Below are 19152 nucleotides of genomic sequence, written 5' to 3'. Positions count from 1 at the left end.
AAATTCCCGATGTAGATGAACATCGGGAATTTTTTTTTATTTTGTCATTTCAGTGAAATACTTGTAGAATAATGGAATGGTTTCGATTCCTTTTAGGTAATTGAAAACTCCAAAATGTTCATTGGGTGAGTGAATTGCATCACTATCTAATCCAAATCCCATTAAAATCGTTTTAGACTTTAATTCTTTTTCAAATAAAGCAACAATAGGAATACTACCCCCAGAACGAACTGGAATAGCAGGAACTCCAAAAGTCTCTGTATAAGCTTTATTTGCCGCTCTATATCCAACGCTGTCAATTGGTGTAACATAGCCTTGTCCTCCATGATGAGGCGTTACTTTTACTTTAACCGATTTTGGCGCGATACTTTCAAAATGATTTTTGAATAACAGAGTAATTTCTTCCCAATCTTGGTTTGGCACTAAACGCATTGATATTTTAGCAAATGCTTTACTTGCAATAACTGTTTTAGCTCCTTCACCAGTATATCCACCCCAAATTCCGTTTACATCTAAAGTAGGACGAATAGAATTTCTTTCATTAGTTACATATCCTGCTTCTCCATAAACTTCGTCAATAGCTAAAGCATTTTTATATTTTTCTAATGAAAAAGGGGCTTTTGCCATTTCAGCTCTTTCAGCAGCCGATAATTCTTCTACTTTGTCATAAAAACCAGGAATAGTAATGTGATTATTTTCATCGTGTAACGAAGCTATCATTTTGGTCAACACATTGATTGGATTTGCAACTGCGCCACCATATAAACCAGAGTGTAAATCTCTATTAGGTCCTGTAACTTCTACCTCAACATAACTCAAACCTCTCAAACCTGTTGTAATAGAAGGCTGTTGATTTGAAATCATTCCAGTATCCGAAATTAAGATTACATCGTTAGCCAATTTTTCTTGATTTCTTTCTACAAACCAACCCAAGCTTTTTGAACCTACTTCTTCCTCACCTTCAATCATAAATTTTACATTACATGGCAAGCAATTATTTTGAATCATGTATTCAAAAGCTTTCACATGCATATACATTTGACCTTTATCATCACATGCACCACGCGCAAAAATAGCGCCTTCTGGATGAATTTCTGTAGTCTTAATAACAGGCTCAAAGGGTGGTGATGTCCATAATTCCATTGGATCTGGTGGTTGCACATCGTAATGACCATACACTAAAACTGTTGGCAAATTCTTATTTATTATTTTTTCTCCGTAAACTATCGGATAACCTGGTGTTTCGCAAAGTTCTACAAAATCACATCCTGCTTTTACTAAACTTTCTTTTACAGCCTCGGCAGTTACTACCACATCATGAGCATAAGCACTATCCGCACTTACAGAAGGAATCTTTAAAAGCTCAATTAATTCATTTAAGAAACGCTCTTTATTTTCTTGAACGTATTGTTTTATATTGTCCATTTTTTTGAATTGATAAAGTTCAAAAATACGAAAAAATAAATAACAAAACTCAATGTAATAATCTATAAAGTAGCGGTAAATTACTTATTTTTGAAAAAATACAGCATATGAAAAGGGATTTTAAACCAATAAATATAGATGAAATTCGAGCTAAGATGGAATATTACTGCGCTTACCAAGAGCGTTGTTACAAAGAAGTAGAAGAAAAACTGTATTCGTTTAGTCGTAATCAATCGGAAAAAGATGAAATTTTAACCTATCTTATCGAAAATAATTTCATCAATGAAGAACGATTTGCCCAGAGTTTTGTTCGCGGCAAACACAATTATAAATTTTGGGGTAAAAACCGCATTGTAAACGAATTAAAATTTCGAAACATCTCTTCTCGAAATATTCAAACTGCTTTAAAAGAGATTCCTGAGACTGTTTATATAGAAAATTTCCACAAATTAGCGGAGAAAAATTGGGAAAGTATTACCGCGCCAAAAGGCCCAAAAAAGAATAAAAAATTTGTAGATTTCTTACTTCGTAAAGGCTATGAAACGAATTTGATTTATGAGAAGTTGAATGAATTAGACAATGAGACAATGTGCCAATGAGGCAATGTGTCGAATAATTGACTCATTGGCATATCGTCAAATTGACACATTAACCCTATCTTTGCAAAAAAAATAATCCATGTTAGAAAATAAAGACCAATCAAGAACCAGTTTGTCGCAATTAGGTGAATTTGGCTTAATTGAACATTTAACTAAAAACTTTGCCATTACACACGAGTCAACACTTACAAGCATTGGAGACGATGCAGCTGTATTAGATTTTGGCGATAAAAAAGCGGTAATTTCTACTGATTTATTAGTAGAAGGTGTTCATTTTGATTTGGCGTATATGCCTTTAAAACACTTAGGATACAAAGCCGTTGTAGCCAATGTTTCTGATATTTGCGCCATGAATGCGACTCCAAAACAGATTACGGTTTCGATAGCAGTATCGAATCGTTTTCCATTGGAAGCTTTGGAAGAATTATTTGAAGGTATTGCATTGGCCTCAAAAATATACAATGTGGATGTAATTGGTGGTGATACGACTTCTTCTCAAAAAGGATTAATTATTAGTATTACAGCTATTGGTGAAGCTAATTTAGAAGATATTGTGTATCGAAATGGCGCAAAAGTAACCGACTTATTAGTCGTTTCTGGCGATATTGGTGCGGCTTACATGGGATTACAAGTTTTAGAACGCGAAAAACAAGTATTCCAAGTAAATCCAAACAACCAACCCGTTTTAGATGATTACACATATTTAATCGAACGTCAGTTAAAACCAGAAGCACGTAACGATGTTAAAGAATTATTAGAAAAATTAGAAATTAAACCAACTGCTATGATTGATATTTCGGATGGTTTATCGTCTGAAATTTTACATTTATGCAAACAAAGTAATGTAGGTTGTAATTTATACGAAGAGAAAATTCCTGTGGATCCGCAGTTGATTAATGTGTGTGAAGAATTCAATTTAGACATTACCACAATAGCCTTAAGCGGTGGCGAAGATTACGAATTGTTATTCACCATTGCCATGGAAGATTTTGACAAAATTAAAGGGAATCCAAATTTCACCATCATCGGACACATGGTTGATGCTCAAGAAGGGAATCATTTAATTACCAGAGCGAATACGAAGATTGAATTGAAAGCTAGAGGATGGAATGCTTTAAGTGAGTAATTTTCAGTAAAAAACAATAGAAACGAATTAATCAAACGTCACTTGGAGTGATTTTATGAAGGAAAAATGCTAATTTTTGCTTTGTAAAATTGTATCGAGAACTATAGTAACGATTTGTTTTCAGTTGTTCTCGATACATTTTTTACAAAATAGCTAAGGCAATTTTATGAAAAACACTCGAAGGGACGAAAGTGGAAAACTGATTTAGTAGAACTATAGGAACGATATAAAACCACCATCAATTTGAGTGATTTTATGAAGGAAAAATGCTAATTTTTGCTTTGTAAATTGTATCGAGAACTAATAAGGTGATTTTTGGCTCGTCCTAAAACAGATATTTACAAGTAATTTTTATTGATTTTCTACAATACAGTTCGGCAAATAAGCAACTAAAATAAATCGCTGTGAGTTCCAGTATTTGTAAGGATTAGTGTTAGTTTGTTATCATCTTGCAACCAAACTAATAACCAATCGGGTTTTATATGACATTCCCATAATCCAGTATAATTTCCCGATAATTTGTGAGGTTTATATTGTGCTGGCAACTTTCCAGTTTCTTTTAATAATGTAATTACTGTTTGTAATTTTTCAATATCATAACCACGCTTTACACAAAGTTTGTAGTCTTTTTTGAACTTATTAGTAAATGAAATAGAATACACTATGCGCTTAATTTCTTAAACAACTCATCTACACTTTTTACTTCGGTTACACCAATTCCCTTTTTGGCGTCTTGAATAGCTTTTTCAGTTGCAGCATTATAACGAGGTTCATGGGTTTCAACCTTTATGTATGGTAAACTTTTAAGATACTCAAGCAGTGCTTTAGTCTCTTTTTTACGTTGGTCAAATTTTATAATTACTTCCATAATAGTAGTCTTTAACAAACAAATATACAAAATTTATTCCAAAAATAATACCCCTAAAAATGTTTAACTTTTGGAGGCATATTCAAATGACAACTGTGAATTTCTTTTTTAGAACTATAGCAACGATTTGTTTTCAGTTGTTCTCGATACATATTGTATTTGTAAATCTATGGCTTTCCAAATACAAAACACTCGAAATGACGCTATTGGAAAACTGATTTTTCAGAACTATAGTAACGATATAAAACCACCGTCGATTCGAGTGATTTTATGAAGTAAAAATGCTAATTTTTGGTTTATAAAATTGTATCGAAAACTATAGCAACGATTTATTTTCAGTTGTTCTCGATACATTTTGTATTTGAAAATCTAAGGCTTTCCAAATACAAAATACTCGAAATGAAGCTATTGGAAAACCGAATACATTAGAAAATACAAAACCCAAAATTTCAAATGAAATTTTGGGTTTTGTATTAATTCTTAGTACTTAAATCTTAATACTTTGATTACATTTTCATCAACCAGTTTCGCATAGAAACTTCATTATTGATGATATTGCGTAATTCTGAAATCTTCACTCTATCTTGTTGCATAGAATCTCTGTGACGGATTGTTACTGTTTCATCTTCTAAGGTTTGATGATCAACCGTAATACAGAATGGCGTTCCTAAAGCGTCTTGTCTTCTGTAACGTCTTCCTACCGCATCTTTTTCATCGTAAGCGACATTGAAATCCCATTTTAAATCTTCGATGATTTTATTGGCAACTTCTGGCAAACCATCTTTTTTAACCAATGGCAAAACTGCTGCTTTTGTAGGTGCTAAAACTGAAGGCAAACGTAAAACTGTTCTAGTTGAACCATCTTCTAACGTTTCTTCTTGTAACGCTTTAGAGAAAACCGCTAAGAACATTCTATCTAAACCAACTGAAGTTTCTACGACATACGGTGTATAGTTTGAATTCGTGTCGTTATCAAAATATTGTAATTTTTTACCTGAAAATTGTTCGTGTGCTTTTAAATCGAAATCGGTTCTCGAGTGAATTCCTTCCAATTCTTTAAATCCGAATGGGAAATTGAATTCGATATCAGCCGCAGCGTTAGCATAGTGAGCTAATTTTTCATGGTCGTGGAAACGATAATTTTCCTTTCCTAAACCAAGCGATAAATGCCAATTTAAACGTGTTGTTTTCCAGTATTCGTACCATTTCATTTCTTCTCCTGGTTTCACGAAAAACTGCATTTCCATTTGTTCAAACTCACGCATACGGAAAATAAATTGTCTTGCAACAATTTCGTTTCTAAACGCTTTACCTGTTTGAGCAATCCCGAACGGAATTTTCATACGACCGGTTTTTTGAACGTTTAAAAAGTTTACGAAAATACCTTGAGCTGTTTCTGGACGCAAGTATAAATCCATTGCGTTTTCAGCAGAAGCTCCTAATTTTGTTCCGAACATTAAGTTGAATTGCTTCACATCGGTCCAATTTTTTGAACCACTATCTGGACAAGCAATCTCTAATTCTTCGATTAAAGCTTTTACATCAGCAAGGTTTTCGGTCTCTAAAGAACGCGCCATTCTTTCAAGAATTTCTTTCTTTTTAGACAAGTATTCCATCACACGTGGATTCGTAGTTTTGTATTGCTCTTCATCAAAGGAAGCGCCAAAACGTTCGCGTGCTTTGTCAATTTCTTTTTGTGCTTTTTGATTTAATTTTTCGGCGTAATCCTCAATTAAAACATCGGCACGGTATCTTTTTTTAGAATCTTTATTATCAATTAATGGATCGTTAAAAGCATCTACGTGACCTGAAGCTTTCCATGTAGTTGGATGCATCAAAATTGCAGCGTCTAAACCTACAATATTTTCGTGCATTTGCACCATTGCTTTCCACCAATATTCGCGGATGTTCTTTTTTAACTCCACACCATTTTGGGCGTAGTCATATACCGCGCTTAAACCATCGTAAATTTCGCTTGACGGAAAAATAAATCCGTACTCTTTTGCATGCGAAACTACATTCTTAAATATATCGTCTTGTTTTGCCATAGTGCAAAAGTAAAAATAGGAATGGAATAAAGAAAAGAAATTAGGGAATAAAAATAAGAAATGTTAATATTCAAAAAAAGAAGTGCCAATTTTAGCAAAATCGTGATAAATATTAATTGTGTATTTTCCTTTTATAGTTTTCTTTTGTTCTAAATTAACATAAGTACATACATCCGTATCGTATTTTTTATAATTGGCATTAACAGATGCACTGTATTGTAGTTTAACATTTTTAACGGACTCAACAGAAGTGTTTCCTGAAGAAATAATCTGGTTTTTTGGATTAACCACTTGAATGTAGATGATTTTTTCTCCAGATGCTATCAAATTATTTTCTTCTAATGTAAAACAAACTCTTAATTGCTGAATTTTAGAATCATTTGAGTTGTAATTATCAGAATAAATTTTAACACCTTTGGCATTAATATTTAATGCAATAAGCTTATCATTTTTTATGGTGGTTTTTTCATCAGATTTAACTAAACCTTTTTTAATATCAAATGATTGCTTTTGTTTAACATAACGTTCTATTGAATCTTCAAATGATCTAAACTTTGAATTAGCTAACTTAATTTCCTCGTTATATCGAATACTATCAACTCTGTTTTTCAAACTGATAGAATCATATTTATGTAAAATTTCTGTGAGCTGGCTGTCTAAAATTTTATTTTCTAACTCAGATGTAACTATATAATTATCAAATTCATCGGAAACTTTGTAGTATTTAATGCTTAAAAACAAGGATAGAAGCATTAAAATTAATGCGCTTATTTTTATTATTTTACTTTTTCGATGAGTCATTTTATAAATTTTTTATAAATTTATTTAAAATATTTTAATGCCCTTATAAATAACCGATAAAATGCTAAAATACCTGATAAACTTGTTTTTTCCTAAACTTTGCTTAGGTTGTAATTCACTTTTATTATCCAATGAACAAACGATTTGTAGTGCTTGCAATCACAGCTTGCCTCATACGAATCATCATTTATTAAAAAACAATGAAACAACAACAAAATTTTACGGTATAATTCCGCTCGAATTTAGTGCTGCCATGCTGTATTTTCATAAAAAAGGAATCGTTCAAAATTTGATACACAATTTAAAATACAAAAATCATCAAGAAATTGGCACTTTACTAGGAAGATGGTACGCTAAAGATTTAGAAGCTATATCAAAAGTAAAAATGTTTTCTGAAATAATTCCTGTACCGCTTCACAAAAAAAGACTAGAAGAAAGAGGTTATAATCAAGTGACTACTTTTTGCGAAGCACTATCAAATGAACTACAAATTCCTTACAATACTACTTTATTGTTAAAAAACCGCTATTCAAAAACACAAACCAAAAAAGACAAAGAAAACAGAAAAGAAATTTCAAACGCTTTATTTGATGTAACTTATACCGAAGCAGATCACAACAAACATTTTTTACTTGTTGATGACGTAATGACAACCGGCGCTACTTTAGAAGCTTGTGCAAAAGCCTTATTAAAAATTCCAAACAGCAAAGTTAGCATTGTTACTATTGCTTATACACAATCATAAAAATTATTAAAATTTGTATGTTTACACTAATTATAGTTGTTATTTTGTAACTTCATTATTTGATACGATGACAAAGTTAAAAAACATAACCTTTTTATTAGCAAGCCTTTTATTATTAACAAATTGCGCCAAACGAGGCACAATAACTGGTGGCGATAAGGATACAATTGCACCGAAAATAATTAATAGCGCACCTGAAAATTTTTCTACTAATTTTAAAGGAACCGAAATAAAAATAAATTTTGATGAACTAATCAAGGTTAAGAACATTAACAAACAGTTGATTATTTCACCTCCCATGAAAAAACAACCTGTAGTTATTCCTCAAGGAAGTGCTAGTAAATTTATTTCCATTAAAATTATCGATACTTTACAGGAAAACACAACGTATAGTTTCAATTTTGGACAAAGCATTACCGACAATAATGAAGGGAATCCATATTCTCAATTTAAATACGTTTTTTCTACAGGAAGTTATATAGATTCTTTAACGGTTGTAGGCAAAATAAAAGATGCATTTGAGCAAAAACCAGATAATTTTGTTTCAATCATGTTGTATGATGCCAAAACCTTTACTGATTCTACCGTATATAAAGAAACACCGCTGTATGTTACTAACACCTTAGATAGTTTAAAAGTGTTTTCTTTAGAAAACCTTAAAGAAGGAAGCTACAAAATTGTCGCAATGAAAGACGTATCTAGTAATAATATTTATAATCCTACAGTTGATAAAATAGGGTTTTTGGATTATGCTGTTACAATTCCTACCTCAGATATGTTTGAATTAGAATTGTTCAAAGAAAAGAAAAAATTTAAAGCTGAAAAACCAACACAAGAAAGCAACAATAAACTTTTCTTAGGCTACGAAGGAGATTTTAAAAACACTAAAATTACCGCTTCCTACAACAACAAAGAAGTGCCCATTAAAGTGGTAAAATTTCCTGAAAAAAATAAAGATTCCGTTCAAATTTTTTACCCAAATATGAAAATGGATTCTATCCAAATTTCGGTAACAAATGGTCAATTTTCCAAATCATTTAGCACTAAACTTAAAGACCTAAAAGAATCTGACTCATTAAAAATTGAAAAGAAAACAGGAGGAATTTTAGCTTTTAGGGATTCTTTTGTTATTAAGTCTAAAACACCTATTTCTGCTTTAGACAATTCTAAAATAACATTCCGAAATAAAGATTCTGTTGTGTTAAATTTCACTTCTAAAATCTTAGATTTTGAACAAGAAGTTGCCTTCGATTTCAAAAAAGAAGAAGATGAGAAATACACTGTAGAGTTTTTGCCTGGTGCCATAAAAGATTTTTATAACAAAGAAAATGATACTCTAAAATATACTGTAACTACCAAACAAATTGCAGATTATGGCAATTTAAAAATAAATTTAACCAATGTAAAACGCTTTCCTTTTATTGTGGAGCTATTGGACAAGGATGTGTTGCTTTATTCGGCTATAGCAACCAAGGAAACCAGCATCTATTTTGAAACCATTGAACCCCGACTTTATACGCTAAGAATCATTTTTGATGATAATGCAAATAACGAATGGGATACAGGCGACTACTTAGCCAAAAAACAAGCAGAAGAAATTATTTACTTCCCAAAACTGATTGATGTTAGAGCCAATTGGGATGTAGAACAAGATTTTATATTAGATTAGTGAATGTCAAAATAATCCCTATCATATAGAAAATTAAACTTTTCACGTGCCTCGTTTTGCGTGTTTTTATCCAATTCAAAGATAAAAACACCTAATTCATTTTCGCAGTCTATCAACGTATTCCCTAAAAAATCAATCGCTTTAGAATGTCCAGGATATTCTAATTGATTGGCATCTTCCCCTATTCTGTTAACCCCAATAGTGTAACACATGTTTTCTATAGCTCGGGCTTTTAAAAGAGCGTCCCAGGCGTTAATTCTCGGCTTTGGCCAATTAGCAACATATAGTAATAAATCATAATTTTCAACATTTCTAGCAAAAACCGGGAATCGTAAATCGTAGCAAATTTGCAAACAAATGTTCCAATTGTTATAATTTACAATTGCTTTTTCAGAGCCTTTAGTATAGATTTTATCTTCTCCTGCCAAAGTAAAAAGGTGTCGTTTGTTGTAATATTGAACTTCTCCCGACGGAAAAACAAACACCATTCGGTTGTAGAATTTTTCGTGTTCTTTGATTACTAAACTACCCGTAATAGCGCATGTTTTCTTTTTAGCTAAATCCTTTAACCACGTTATCGTTGTGCCTTCCATTGTTTCGGCTACAGCGGTTGGATTCATGGTAAAACCAGAAGTAAACATTTCGGGCAAAACGAATAAATCAAACGATTCGTCTTCATTTAAAAAATATTCTTCAATGAATTTTCGATTTACTGTTGGGTTTTCCCAAGCTAATTTGGTTTGAAAAACAGCTACTTTCATTTATCTTATTTTTATTGAATACTCCCAATCTTGTATGGAATGTTTATTTGAAATTGACGGTATTAAAACCAATGGCATTCCTCCAATAATGAAGCTTCCTCCAATAATTGCACCCCAACCTCCAGTACCAACTGTAACCACGCCAGCAATTATCATGAAAGAACCATAAACAATAAAAACAGGATTTGCTATGGTTCCAAAAAGTGATTTTTTCTTCATTTTTATGATGTCTTCTAGTAGCAACACTTTTTCTTCAATTATAATACTTGTGGAATCTTTTATTGTAAATCTTCCATACAATTTTTGCCCATCTTTTGTCCATACTTTAATGCGCTTGTGTTCCTTAATCTCTATAGTAAATTTTGTGTTTAAATTTTGTAGCACTAAAACACTACTTTGCGAAAAAACAACAATTGAAAAAAGAAAGAAAAACAAAAGAAATAGCTTTTTCATATATACTAATTTATAAGGTTAAAAATACCATTTTATTCTTTCATTTAAGAATGTTTAAGAAATAATTAAAACAAAAAAACGCATCCAAATGAATGAATGCGTTTTAGATTCTTTACTTCGTCAGACTCGAGAGTTTTTAACTCAAACAGAACGAAGTTAATTACAAAATGGTATTATTTTAAAGAAGCTTTTAAAAATTCTCTATTCATACGAGCAATATTTTCTAACGAAATACCTTTTGGACATTCGATTTCACATGCTCCAGTATTTGTACAGTTTCCGAAACCTTCTTCGTCCATTTGACGAACCATATTCATTACACGTTGTGTAGCTTCTACTTTACCTTGTGGTAATAATGCATATTGTGACACTTTAGCTCCTACGAATAACATCGCAGAACCATTTTTACAAGTCGCCACACAAGCACCACAACCAATACATGCAGCTGCTTCAAACGCTTTGTCTGCATCAACTTTAGGAACTGGAATGGAGTTAGCATCAATCGTATTTCCCGAAGTATTTACCGATACGAAACCTCCAGCTTGCTGAATTCTATCGAAAGCGGTTCTATCTACCACTAAATCTTTGATTACAGGGAATGCTTTACTTCTCCATGGTTCAATGTAAATCGTATCACCATCGTTGAACATTCTCATGTGTAACTGACACGTGGTAATTCCAGTATCAGGTCCGTGAGCACGTCCGTTGATGTATAAAGAACACATTCCACAAATACCTTCACGACAATCATGATCAAAGGCAACTGGTTCTTTTCTTTCGTTAATTAATTGCTCGTTTAATTGGTCTAGCATTTCCAAAAACGAACTTGCAGTAGAAACATTATCTAATTTATAAGTTTCCATGCTCCCTTTAGAACTAGCGTTCTTTTGACGCCAAATTTTAAGGTTTATATTGATATTTTTTGCTGCACTCATAATATTTTATTTGTAATTTCTAGCTGCAATTTTAATAAACTCGTATTTCAATTCTTCTTTATGAAGTTCTTCTTTTGTAATATCGGCTCCTTTATATTCCCATGCTCCTACAAATGAGAAATTCTCATCATCACGTAGTGTTTCGCCTTCAGCATCTTGGTATTCTTCACGGAAATGACCTCCACAAGATTCTTTACGTTGTAAAGCATCCATTGCCATTAATTGACCTAAATCAATTAAATCTGCAACTCTTAAAGCTTTTTCAAGTTGAGGGTTCAACTCGTCATTGCTTCCTGGAACATTCACTTCTTTATAAAAATCTTCTTTCAATTCCGCTATTTCAGCGATTGCTTCCGTTAATCCTTTTTCATTACGTCCCATTCCTACTTTATTCCACATAATCAAACCTAATTTTTTGTGGAAATAATCTACCGATTTAGAACCTTTATTGTTTAAGAATTTGCTGATTGAATCTTTTACTCTAGCTTCTGCCTCAGCAAATTCTGGAGCATCAGTAGTAATTTTACCCGTTCTGATTTCATCAGCTAAATAATTAGAAATAGTGTATGGTAAAACGAAATAACCATCGGCTAATCCTTGCATTAGAGCAGAGGCTCCTAAACGATTTGCTCCGTGGTCAGAGAAATTAGCTTCTCCAGCTACGAAACAACCAGGAATTGTAGATTGTAAGTTATAATCAACCCAAACACCACCCATAGTGTAATGCACTGCTGGATAAATTTTCATCGGGGTTTCATAAGGATTTTCATCCGTAATTTTTTGATACATGGTAAACAAGTTCCCATATTTTTCTTTTAACCATTGTTTCCCTAATGAAATAATTTCTTCAGGAGTTGGATTATGATTTCCTTTAGCAAAAGCTGCTTGTTTTCCTTTTGTTTGTATTTCGGTTGAAAAATCTAAAAATACGCCTTCATTAGTATCATTAGACTCAATTCCTCTACCTTCATCACAAACTTCTTTTGCTGCTCTAGAAGAGATATCTCGTGGTGCTAAATTTCCAAAAGATGGATATTTTCTTTCTAAGTAATAATCTCTTGCATCTTCAGGTATATCCGATGGTTTTAATTTACCTTCTCTTACCGCAGCTGCATCTTCTTTTGTTTTTGGCACCCAAATTCGTCCTGAATTTCGCAACGACTCAGACATCAAAGTCAATTTTGCTTGATTAGTTCCATGAACTGGAATACAGGTTGGATGAATTTGAACATAACATGGGTTTGCAAATAAAGCACCTTGTTTGTGAACTTTCCATGCTGCAGTTACATTACTTCCCATCGCATTAGTAGAAAGGAAATACACGTTTCCATAACCTCCAGAAGCTATAACAACAGCATGAGCCGAATGTCTTTCTATAGCTCCAGTAACTAAATTACGGGCAATGATTCCACGAGCTTTTCCATCAACTTTAACTAAATCTAACATTTCGTGACGGTTGTACATTTTTACACGTCCTAACCCGATTTGTCTTGATAAAGCAGAATATGCGCCTAATAATAATTGTTGTCCTGTTTGTCCAGCAGCGTAGAAAGTACGTTGTACTTGCGTCCCACCAAACGAACGGTTATCTAACATTCCACCATATTCGCGAGCAAAAGGAACTCCTTGTGCCACACATTGGTCGATAATATTTCCAGAAACTTCAGCTAAACGGTGAACATTTGCTTCACGCGCACGGTAGTCACCACCTTTAATAGTATCATAGAACAGACGGTAAATACTATCACCATCATTTTGATAATTTTTTGCTGCATTGATACCTCCTTGCGCTGCAATAGAGTGTGCACGACGAGGAGAATCTTGAAAACAGAATGCTTTTACATTGTAACCCATTTCTCCAAGAGAAGCAGCAGCAGAAGCACCTGCTAAACCAGTTCCAACCACAATAATATCGATTTTTGGTCTATTATTTGGAGCAACTAATTTTAAGTGATTTTTATGATCGGTCCATTTGTCTTTTAATGGACCTGCTGGTATTTTAGAATCTAACTTCATAATATATACTGATGTTGATTATTTTTTAAAGTGTAAGATAACTGGAATAATTGCAAACAATAGTGGTACTACAATTGCAAATGCTCTACCGAAAAACTTGATTGTAGGCGTAAATTTATTGTTTACTCCTAAAGATTGGAAAGCACTTTGGAATCCATGCCATAAATGAAAAGCTAAAGCCAACATAGCTAACACATAACCAATGGTAAAAAACAAACCGTATTTAGCATCTTTAAAGAAATCTACTGTAAGTTTATACAAATCTTTGTAGCCTTCAAAAATCACTTCACCTGTTTTTTTGTTAACAATTTTAGTAATGTCTTGCACTTCTAAATCGTACTGCCCTTGTGTTTGTGCTTTAATCGTTTCGAAAAATTCTTTAGATAATTTTCCGTTTTGATCTAATTGCATAAATGGCATTTGAGAATCTTTTGTTCCCACTAATTGCACTTGCTTTTGACCCATTCCATTGTCCATCTCTTTGGTAACTAAAGGCATATTTTTATCAAAATGCATTTTTGCCCAAAAGTTTACCATGTGTGTAGCAATGAACACCAAAATCACAGTTCCTAAAACCGCCATGTTTCTAGAAGCTAGACTACTAGAAGAACCGTCTGTTTTAGCATAACCAATTGGTCTTGCTTTTTTGTTTTGGATAGTTAACATAATTCCATCAATTGCATGGAATAAAATTGAAATGTAAGTAAGGTAAGAAAGTAACTTAACTGCCGGATTGGTGGTCATGAATAATGCATATTCATTAAACTGCTTACTTGTCCCAAAAATCAACTGAAGATTTCCTGCCAAGTGCCCCGCCAAAAACAAGCATAAAAATAAACCTGTAAGAGCCATCCAGTATTTTTTAACTATAGATGACTTTAATAGTGCTGATTTTGCCATAATTTTATTTGATTGTACTAGTTTTAAAAAAATCAAAACAAAAATACAGCTATTTGAAATTAACCACAACCTTTTGTAGCTAATTTATAATGAATTTAAAATAATTTAACTTCTGTTGAATATCAGCACATTATAGAATTAAAAAAGTAAAATGTATAGTATTTTAGCGAAATAATTATTTAGTATAGGTTGGAATTAATCCTCGTAAACCCATATCTACCACATTTTCACCAATTGATGGCTCGTATTTTCCATCAGCTGTCACTTCACGCCATTCAAAACTTTTATTTATGGAAAGCGATAAAGTGATTACAACATCTCTAGTTTCATTGCCATTAATAATAAGATTTTCGTTAAATTTTCCAGTTACTACACATGACCCTGCAGGAATTGGAGAAGTAGATGCAATTGGATTTGGAACTGTAGTTGCTCCAGCAGGCGCTTGCCCAGATGTTGCATAAGGAAAATTATTCAATGCAAAAGCCCAATATCCTTGCAAACGATTACCGTTTACAGGAAATGAATTACTTCCAATTGTATGTGTATTAATAAAGGTGTTATATCCCACAAAACTTGTTAGCCTTCCATCGTAATCGGTGCTATTATTTCTGATTGAAATGTTATAATCTTGATAAGCCAATGAAATACGAACATATTCATAGTTTCCTTGTGCTACTTCGCTTAATGGAATTTTTAAGAAAGCCTCGCCTTCTCCCACAATAATTGCTTGATCAAAATCTATTGCAACAGCGCCACCTTCTGTAGTTTCTGGCGCATGATATAAAATTGTTCCGTCTCCTAATTGGGTAAAAGCAGTAGGAGCTAATTCAAAATAATGTGCTGATATTTCATTAAAATTGGGTGATTGTGCTGCATTTCCAGGAGCCACACTTGAAGGTTGTCCCAAATTATTCAAACGAATTTGATTAGGATCAAACTGAAATTTCACAATTAAATAAGGATCTTCTACTTTATCATCTGAATCCTCACAAGAGAAAAAAGAAAATCCAGCAAAAATTACAGCGATTAAAAAAACTATTTTTTTCATATTGATTCTTTTTACTAAAGACGCTTTTAATACGTTTTTGTAACATCCTCATCTATAACGAGAATAAAGTCGGCTTTATTGTAATGTTCTGTTTCTAATTTTAACAAATCTTTTTGTTCTACAGTTGCAATTGTTACAATTTTTATGCCAGAGTCATATTTTTTCAAATACCAATTAATTCCTTCATAATTATCAGAATGATACGTTCCGTTATAGTGAACAAAAACGCTATTTTCGGTTCGGTTTTTATGAATAAAATAAGCCATTGTAGCGTCTTTTATGGCTTGCGCTTTTGGCATTTTTTCACCCGCATGACCGCCTTGCATACCCATCATACTTTTATAACCTGGTAAATTAATATCAAATTCAATTGGTAAAGGCGCAATCCATGACTTTTCTTGAACAGAAAGCGAATCCAAAGCCACTAAATCTTTTTTAAACACTAACGAAGCATATCTTCGAGGTACATTTGTTGCAATAAAACGGAATTTCTTTTCCTTTGCAAAATCAACTAAAGGTTTATAATCGGTCTTATAATTTTTCCAAAGACGTGCGGTTGAATCCAATTGTTTTTGATTGATTTCTCCATTCAAATATTGATTCACTTGCGTTTGATTATCAGCTTCTAGCATTTCGGCACCTAAAACTAATGCTTTCTTTTCTGCTAAATCTTTAGTAAATTCTAGTTGCAACCAATGCACAACAGAATTGTCATGATATTCGCCAAACAAAACAACATCCGATTTTTCTCCAGCTTTTAAGAGTTTTTCATACGACGTTTTTTTACCGTTTTTATCAAAAATTTGATACGCTTTTTTGTCTTGTGCAAAAGTTATAATTGTTGCGCAAAGAAAAACACTCAATACTATTTTTTTCATTTGTTTATTTTTTTGGAGCTATAACTTCAAATGATTTGATTTCTGTTACTTTATCTTTTGAAACTGTTATTTTATATTTCCCAACAGGCAAATAAAACTTCTTATTTTCAGCTTCTTTTATTTTGATGTTTTTATCTTTTTTATTCCACTTTTCAGCAACTTCTTCTGATAGCGAATAATCATACGCAAATGAATTCAATCCTTTTTTTGCTGCTACTTTTTGAGTATGCACAACCATTCCTGTTTCATTTGTAATAGCAACATTCACAACTCCATCAACATTTGAGTAAAACCAAATCGTTTGTGAAGGCTCACTGGTTTTTCCCCACGCGTAATTTTGAGTTCCCCAACGCTCAGATTTTGTTCTATCATTCACTTTAAAAACGTGAAGATTTTTAGCCAGAACTTCCTTAGTTAATTCTTGCACTTTAGAAATATCCATTTTATAAATAGAACGACCGTGAGTTCCAACGATTAATTCTTTTGCTTTCGTTTGAATAACTGCATCATGAACCGCCACATTTGGCATTCCGTTAGAAAAATCTTGCCAAGTTATGCCTTTGTCTAATGAAATAAATAAGCCATTATCAGTTCCAACGTATAAAATATTTTCGTTTGCTGAATCTTCAACAATTACATTAACCGATTGCGTTAATCCGTTTGAAATTGGAGTCCAATTCGAACCAAAATCTTCCGAAACAAAAACATAACTTTCAAAAATATCATTTCTATAACCGTTTAATGTGGCATAAACTCGTTCTTTTTTGTGAGACGAAGCTACAACTCTTGAAACCCATAAGTTTTGAGGTAAATTACCAGAAATCAATTGCCAAGAAACACCGCCATCTTTCGAAACATATATTTTTCCATCATCCGAACCTACGTAAAGCAATCCGAATTGAAATTTACTTTCCGAAATGGTAGTTATCGTTCCAAAAGCCACGTTTCCTTCTTTAGCACCATTGGTTAAATCACCCGAAATCTTTTCCCAAGTTTCCCCTTGATTCATAGAACGGTGTAAAAATTCCGATCCCATGTACAAAATATCTTGATTGTGCGATGACAACAAAATTGGGGTTTGCCAATTGAAACGATAAGGTTTTTCTCCCTTGGGAGCGGCTGGAGAGATAAAATCAAACTTACCCTCTTTTTGATTGATTTTGTAATAATTCCCAAATTGATAACCTGTAAAAACCACATTTGGATTGCGACTATCAATTTGAATTTGCATCCCGTCACCACCCATTAATTCCTGATATGGATATTTTCCTTCTTGATGCCAAGCAACATTGTGCGAATAATTATTAGGTCCAAACCAAACGCCGTTGTCTTGCATCCCACCATATACATTATAATTTTCTTGGTAATCTACATTCACTGCATATAACTGACTTACCGCTTCGTTGTTGCATTTAATCCAATGTGCTCCGTTGTCGTACGAAATATTTACCCCACCATCATTTCCATTAATAATGTGGTTTGGATTTTCGGGATTGATCCAAGTTACGTGATGATCGGCATGTACATTTTCTTTTGAAATTGCAGCAAATGTTTTTCCACCATCTTCGGAAAACAATAACGGAACGCCACCTATATAAACACGATTTTGATTGTTCTCATCTACCGAAATGTTTGCAAAATAATATCCGTAGGTATAAAACATATCATCAATAAAATTCTGATTCGTTCTTTTCCAAGATTTCCCGCCATCTTCGGACTTGTAAACTTCGCAACCAATTACTTCCGTTTCAAACAATGCTTTATTCGCATCAGAAAGAATTGCTAAAACTTCATATGGTTCCATATTGTTATTGGCAACCCAATTTTTAATGTTTTCCGCACGGTATTTATCTCTAAAACCACTTTCTTTCAAAGCACGATTTAATTCTTTGTTAGAAATTTCCATGAAATCAGCTCCTGGCGAAGCTAACATTGTAGTTAATTTATTTTTTGAAGCTGTTTTTGGCCGTTTGTTCTGATTATCAACAACGGCATAAATTACCTTTTCACTGAATAATGCTAAACCAATTCTTCCCACACATTCATTGGCAGGAAATCCACTTTCTTTTGTGGTAACTAAATTCCAAGAAGTTCCGCCATCTTCACTTTTATAAATACCTGATTTTTCTCCATCACCATCAAAATGCCACGCTTTTCTATCTTTTTGCCAAGACGCCGCAAACATGATTTTTGGATTATTTTTCGAAACCGCTAAGTCAATAATTCCAGTATCTTCCGCTACAAACAAAGTTTGTTTCCACGATTTTCCGCCATCAGTTGATTTGTAAATACCGCGTTCTTTATTCGTTGTATACAAATGTCCAACAGCCGCTACTACAATTTCATTCAAATTAGTTGGGTTGACCCAAATTCGGCTAATATGATGCGAATCGTTCAATCCTAAATTTTCCCAAGTTTTACCTTTATCTGAAGATTTTAAAACGCCTATTCCTGCATAAGAAGAGCGTGAAGCATTCACCTCACCTGTTCCTACCCAAATGGTTCCTGATTTCCAATCTACAGTAACCGAACCACAATTTACCGATGCAGCCGAATCCATCACAGGAGTGAAAGAAGTACCGTTGTTGTTTGTATACCAAAGTCCGCCAGAAGCATAAGCAACATAAAACTCGGTTGGATTTTTTGGATTTACTGCCAAATCTACCACACGACCACTCATAATCGTTGGACCGATATTCTTAGCTTCCACTTGATTAAATAAAGTGTTTTGAGCAATTGTTGATTGCACAATCAATAAAAACAGTAGTGTAATTTGCTTCATCTTGAAAAATTTTGTTGAAAATTAGCCAAAATATTACGCTTCTACAAAATTTCTAAAGTATTTAACAACTTTTCATTTTTATCTTATTAATTTTGAAG

Annotated in this window: 17 protein-coding genes; 4 read left to right on the top strand and 13 right to left on the bottom strand. The window is 33.0% G+C overall.

Annotated features, from left to right (window positions below; translation table 11 throughout):
- Nucleotides 1-36 precede the first annotated feature (36 nt).
- On the bottom strand, nucleotides 37-1425 hold the full coding sequence (locus tag RSE15_RS09285) for a dipeptidase (protein ID WP_324067901.1): 1389 nt from the start codon (nucleotides 1423-1425) through the stop codon (nucleotides 37-39).
- Between the two features lie 107 nt (nucleotides 1426-1532).
- On the opposite strand from RSE15_RS09285, the gene RSE15_RS09280 reads away from it, so the two are divergent.
- Both RSE15_RS09280 and thiL read left to right on the top strand, forming a co-directional pair.
- The gene (locus tag RSE15_RS09280; RefSeq protein ID WP_324067899.1) at nucleotides 1533-2024 is read left to right on the top strand and encodes a regulatory protein RecX; all 492 of its coding nucleotides are present in this window, start codon (nucleotides 1533-1535) and stop codon (nucleotides 2022-2024) included.
- A 79-nt stretch (nucleotides 2025-2103) separates the two neighbouring features.
- Nucleotides 2104-3150 (top strand): thiamine-phosphate kinase, encoded by a 1047-nt coding sequence (gene thiL / locus RSE15_RS09275; protein WP_324067897.1) that lies wholly within the window; start codon nucleotides 2104-2106, stop codon nucleotides 3148-3150.
- Nucleotides 3151-3539: 389 nt separating this feature from the next.
- On the opposite strand, the gene RSE15_RS09270 is transcribed toward thiL, so the two are convergent.
- The 4 genes from RSE15_RS09270 to RSE15_RS09255 form a co-directional block, all read right to left on the bottom strand.
- A complete protein-coding gene (locus RSE15_RS09270; RefSeq protein WP_324067895.1) occupies nucleotides 3540-3812 on the bottom strand; it encodes a type II toxin-antitoxin system RelE/ParE family toxin in 273 nt (90 codons plus the stop codon).
- The gene (locus RSE15_RS09265; RefSeq protein WP_324067893.1) at nucleotides 3812-4018 is read right to left on the bottom strand and encodes a type II toxin-antitoxin system RelB/DinJ family antitoxin; all 207 of its coding nucleotides are present in this window, start codon (nucleotides 4016-4018) and stop codon (nucleotides 3812-3814) included. Before RSE15_RS09265 ends, RSE15_RS09270 begins: the two co-directional genes overlap by 1 nt.
- A gap of 506 nt (nucleotides 4019-4524) precedes the next feature.
- Nucleotides 4525-6066, bottom strand: a complete 1542-nt coding sequence (locus tag RSE15_RS09260) for a glycine--tRNA ligase (protein WP_324067890.1) — start codon at nucleotides 6064-6066, stop codon at nucleotides 4525-4527.
- A gap of 63 nt (nucleotides 6067-6129) precedes the next feature.
- Entirely contained in the window at nucleotides 6130-6867 is a 738-nt protein-coding gene (locus RSE15_RS09255; RefSeq protein ID WP_324067888.1) for a DUF8428 domain-containing protein, read from the bottom strand.
- Between the two features lie 61 nt (nucleotides 6868-6928).
- On the opposite strand from RSE15_RS09255, the gene RSE15_RS09250 reads away from it, so the two are divergent.
- Together RSE15_RS09250 and RSE15_RS09245 are read left to right on the top strand one after the other, a co-directional pair.
- Nucleotides 6929-7612 (top strand): ComF family protein, encoded by a 684-nt coding sequence (locus RSE15_RS09250; protein WP_324067886.1) that lies wholly within the window; start codon nucleotides 6929-6931, stop codon nucleotides 7610-7612.
- Nucleotides 7613-7679: 67 nt separating this feature from the next.
- A complete protein-coding gene (locus RSE15_RS09245) occupies nucleotides 7680-9281 on the top strand; it encodes an Ig-like domain-containing domain (RefSeq protein ID WP_324067884.1) in 1602 nt (533 codons plus the stop codon).
- Here RSE15_RS09245 and RSE15_RS09240 read toward each other — a convergent pair.
- The 8 genes from RSE15_RS09240 to RSE15_RS09205 form a co-directional block, all read right to left on the bottom strand.
- The gene (locus tag RSE15_RS09240; protein WP_324067882.1) at nucleotides 9278-10042 is read right to left on the bottom strand and encodes a nitrilase family protein; all 765 of its coding nucleotides are present in this window, start codon (nucleotides 10040-10042) and stop codon (nucleotides 9278-9280) included. The two genes, RSE15_RS09245 and RSE15_RS09240, sit on opposite strands and share 4 nt — an antisense overlap.
- Nucleotides 10043-10495 (bottom strand): hypothetical protein, encoded by a 453-nt coding sequence (locus tag RSE15_RS09235; RefSeq protein ID WP_324067880.1) that lies wholly within the window; start codon nucleotides 10493-10495, stop codon nucleotides 10043-10045.
- A 173-nt stretch (nucleotides 10496-10668) separates the two neighbouring features.
- Nucleotides 10669-11430 (bottom strand): succinate dehydrogenase/fumarate reductase iron-sulfur subunit, encoded by a 762-nt coding sequence (locus RSE15_RS09230; RefSeq protein ID WP_324067878.1) that lies wholly within the window; start codon nucleotides 11428-11430, stop codon nucleotides 10669-10671.
- 6 nt (nucleotides 11431-11436) lie between these two features.
- The gene (locus tag RSE15_RS09225; RefSeq protein ID WP_324067877.1) at nucleotides 11437-13446 is read right to left on the bottom strand and encodes a fumarate reductase/succinate dehydrogenase flavoprotein subunit; all 2010 of its coding nucleotides are present in this window, start codon (nucleotides 13444-13446) and stop codon (nucleotides 11437-11439) included.
- 18 nt (nucleotides 13447-13464) lie between these two features.
- Entirely contained in the window at nucleotides 13465-14346 is an 882-nt protein-coding gene (locus RSE15_RS09220; RefSeq protein WP_324067875.1) for a succinate dehydrogenase cytochrome b subunit, read from the bottom strand.
- Nucleotides 14347-14521: 175 nt separating this feature from the next.
- The gene (locus tag RSE15_RS09215; protein ID WP_324067873.1) at nucleotides 14522-15394 is read right to left on the bottom strand and encodes a hypothetical protein; all 873 of its coding nucleotides are present in this window, start codon (nucleotides 15392-15394) and stop codon (nucleotides 14522-14524) included.
- Nucleotides 15395-15420: 26 nt separating this feature from the next.
- Nucleotides 15421-16272 carry a ChaN family lipoprotein gene (locus tag RSE15_RS09210; RefSeq protein ID WP_324067871.1) on the bottom strand — a complete coding sequence of 284 codons (852 nt, stop codon included), beginning with the start codon at nucleotides 16270-16272 and terminating at the stop codon, nucleotides 15421-15423.
- Nucleotides 16273-16276: 4 nt separating this feature from the next.
- The gene (locus RSE15_RS09205) at nucleotides 16277-19054 is read right to left on the bottom strand and encodes a VPS10 domain-containing protein (RefSeq protein WP_324067869.1); all 2778 of its coding nucleotides are present in this window, start codon (nucleotides 19052-19054) and stop codon (nucleotides 16277-16279) included.
- Nucleotides 19055-19152: the final 98 nt, after the last annotated feature.

Origin of the sequence: Flavobacterium sp. (assembly GCF_035195345.1) — a bacterium.
In the GTDB taxonomy this organism is placed as follows: Bacteria; Bacteroidota; Bacteroidia; order Flavobacteriales; family Flavobacteriaceae; genus Flavobacterium.
The sequence above is the reverse complement of the archived record's forward strand: the minus strand, read 5'-3'. Positions and strand labels throughout refer to the sequence as shown.

Coding starts and splice junctions, on each gene's coding strand:
- RSE15_RS09285 (WP_324067901.1), bottom strand. CDS start 1,425: ATGGACAATATAAAACAATACGTTCAAGAAAATAAAGAGCGTTTCTTA.
- RSE15_RS09280 (WP_324067899.1), top strand. CDS start 1,533: ATGAAAAGGGATTTTAAACCAATAAATATAGATGAAATTCGAGCTAAG.
- thiL (WP_324067897.1), top strand. CDS start 2,104: ATGTTAGAAAATAAAGACCAATCAAGAACCAGTTTGTCGCAATTAGGT.
- RSE15_RS09265 (WP_324067893.1), bottom strand. CDS start 4,018: ATGGAAGTAATTATAAAATTTGACCAACGTAAAAAAGAGACTAAAGCA.
- RSE15_RS09260 (WP_324067890.1), bottom strand. CDS start 6,066: ATGGCAAAACAAGACGATATATTTAAGAATGTAGTTTCGCATGCAAAA.
- RSE15_RS09255 (WP_324067888.1), bottom strand. CDS start 6,867: ATGACTCATCGAAAAAGTAAAATAATAAAAATAAGCGCATTAATTTTA.
- RSE15_RS09250 (WP_324067886.1), top strand. CDS start 6,929: ATGCTAAAATACCTGATAAACTTGTTTTTTCCTAAACTTTGCTTAGGT.
- RSE15_RS09245 (WP_324067884.1), top strand. CDS start 7,680: ATGACAAAGTTAAAAAACATAACCTTTTTATTAGCAAGCCTTTTATTA.
- RSE15_RS09240 (WP_324067882.1), bottom strand. CDS start 10,042: ATGAAAGTAGCTGTTTTTCAAACCAAATTAGCTTGGGAAAACCCAACA.
- RSE15_RS09235 (WP_324067880.1), bottom strand. CDS start 10,495: ATGAAAAAGCTATTTCTTTTGTTTTTCTTTCTTTTTTCAATTGTTGTT.
- RSE15_RS09230 (WP_324067878.1), bottom strand. CDS start 11,430: ATGAGTGCAGCAAAAAATATCAATATAAACCTTAAAATTTGGCGTCAA.
- RSE15_RS09225 (WP_324067877.1), bottom strand. CDS start 13,446: ATGAAGTTAGATTCTAAAATACCAGCAGGTCCATTAAAAGACAAATGG.
- RSE15_RS09220 (WP_324067875.1), bottom strand. CDS start 14,346: ATGGCAAAATCAGCACTATTAAAGTCATCTATAGTTAAAAAATACTGG.
- RSE15_RS09215 (WP_324067873.1), bottom strand. CDS start 15,394: ATGAAAAAAATAGTTTTTTTAATCGCTGTAATTTTTGCTGGATTTTCT.
- RSE15_RS09210 (WP_324067871.1), bottom strand. CDS start 16,272: ATGAAAAAAATAGTATTGAGTGTTTTTCTTTGCGCAACAATTATAACT.
- RSE15_RS09205 (WP_324067869.1), bottom strand. CDS start 19,054: ATGAAGCAAATTACACTACTGTTTTTATTGATTGTGCAATCAACAATT.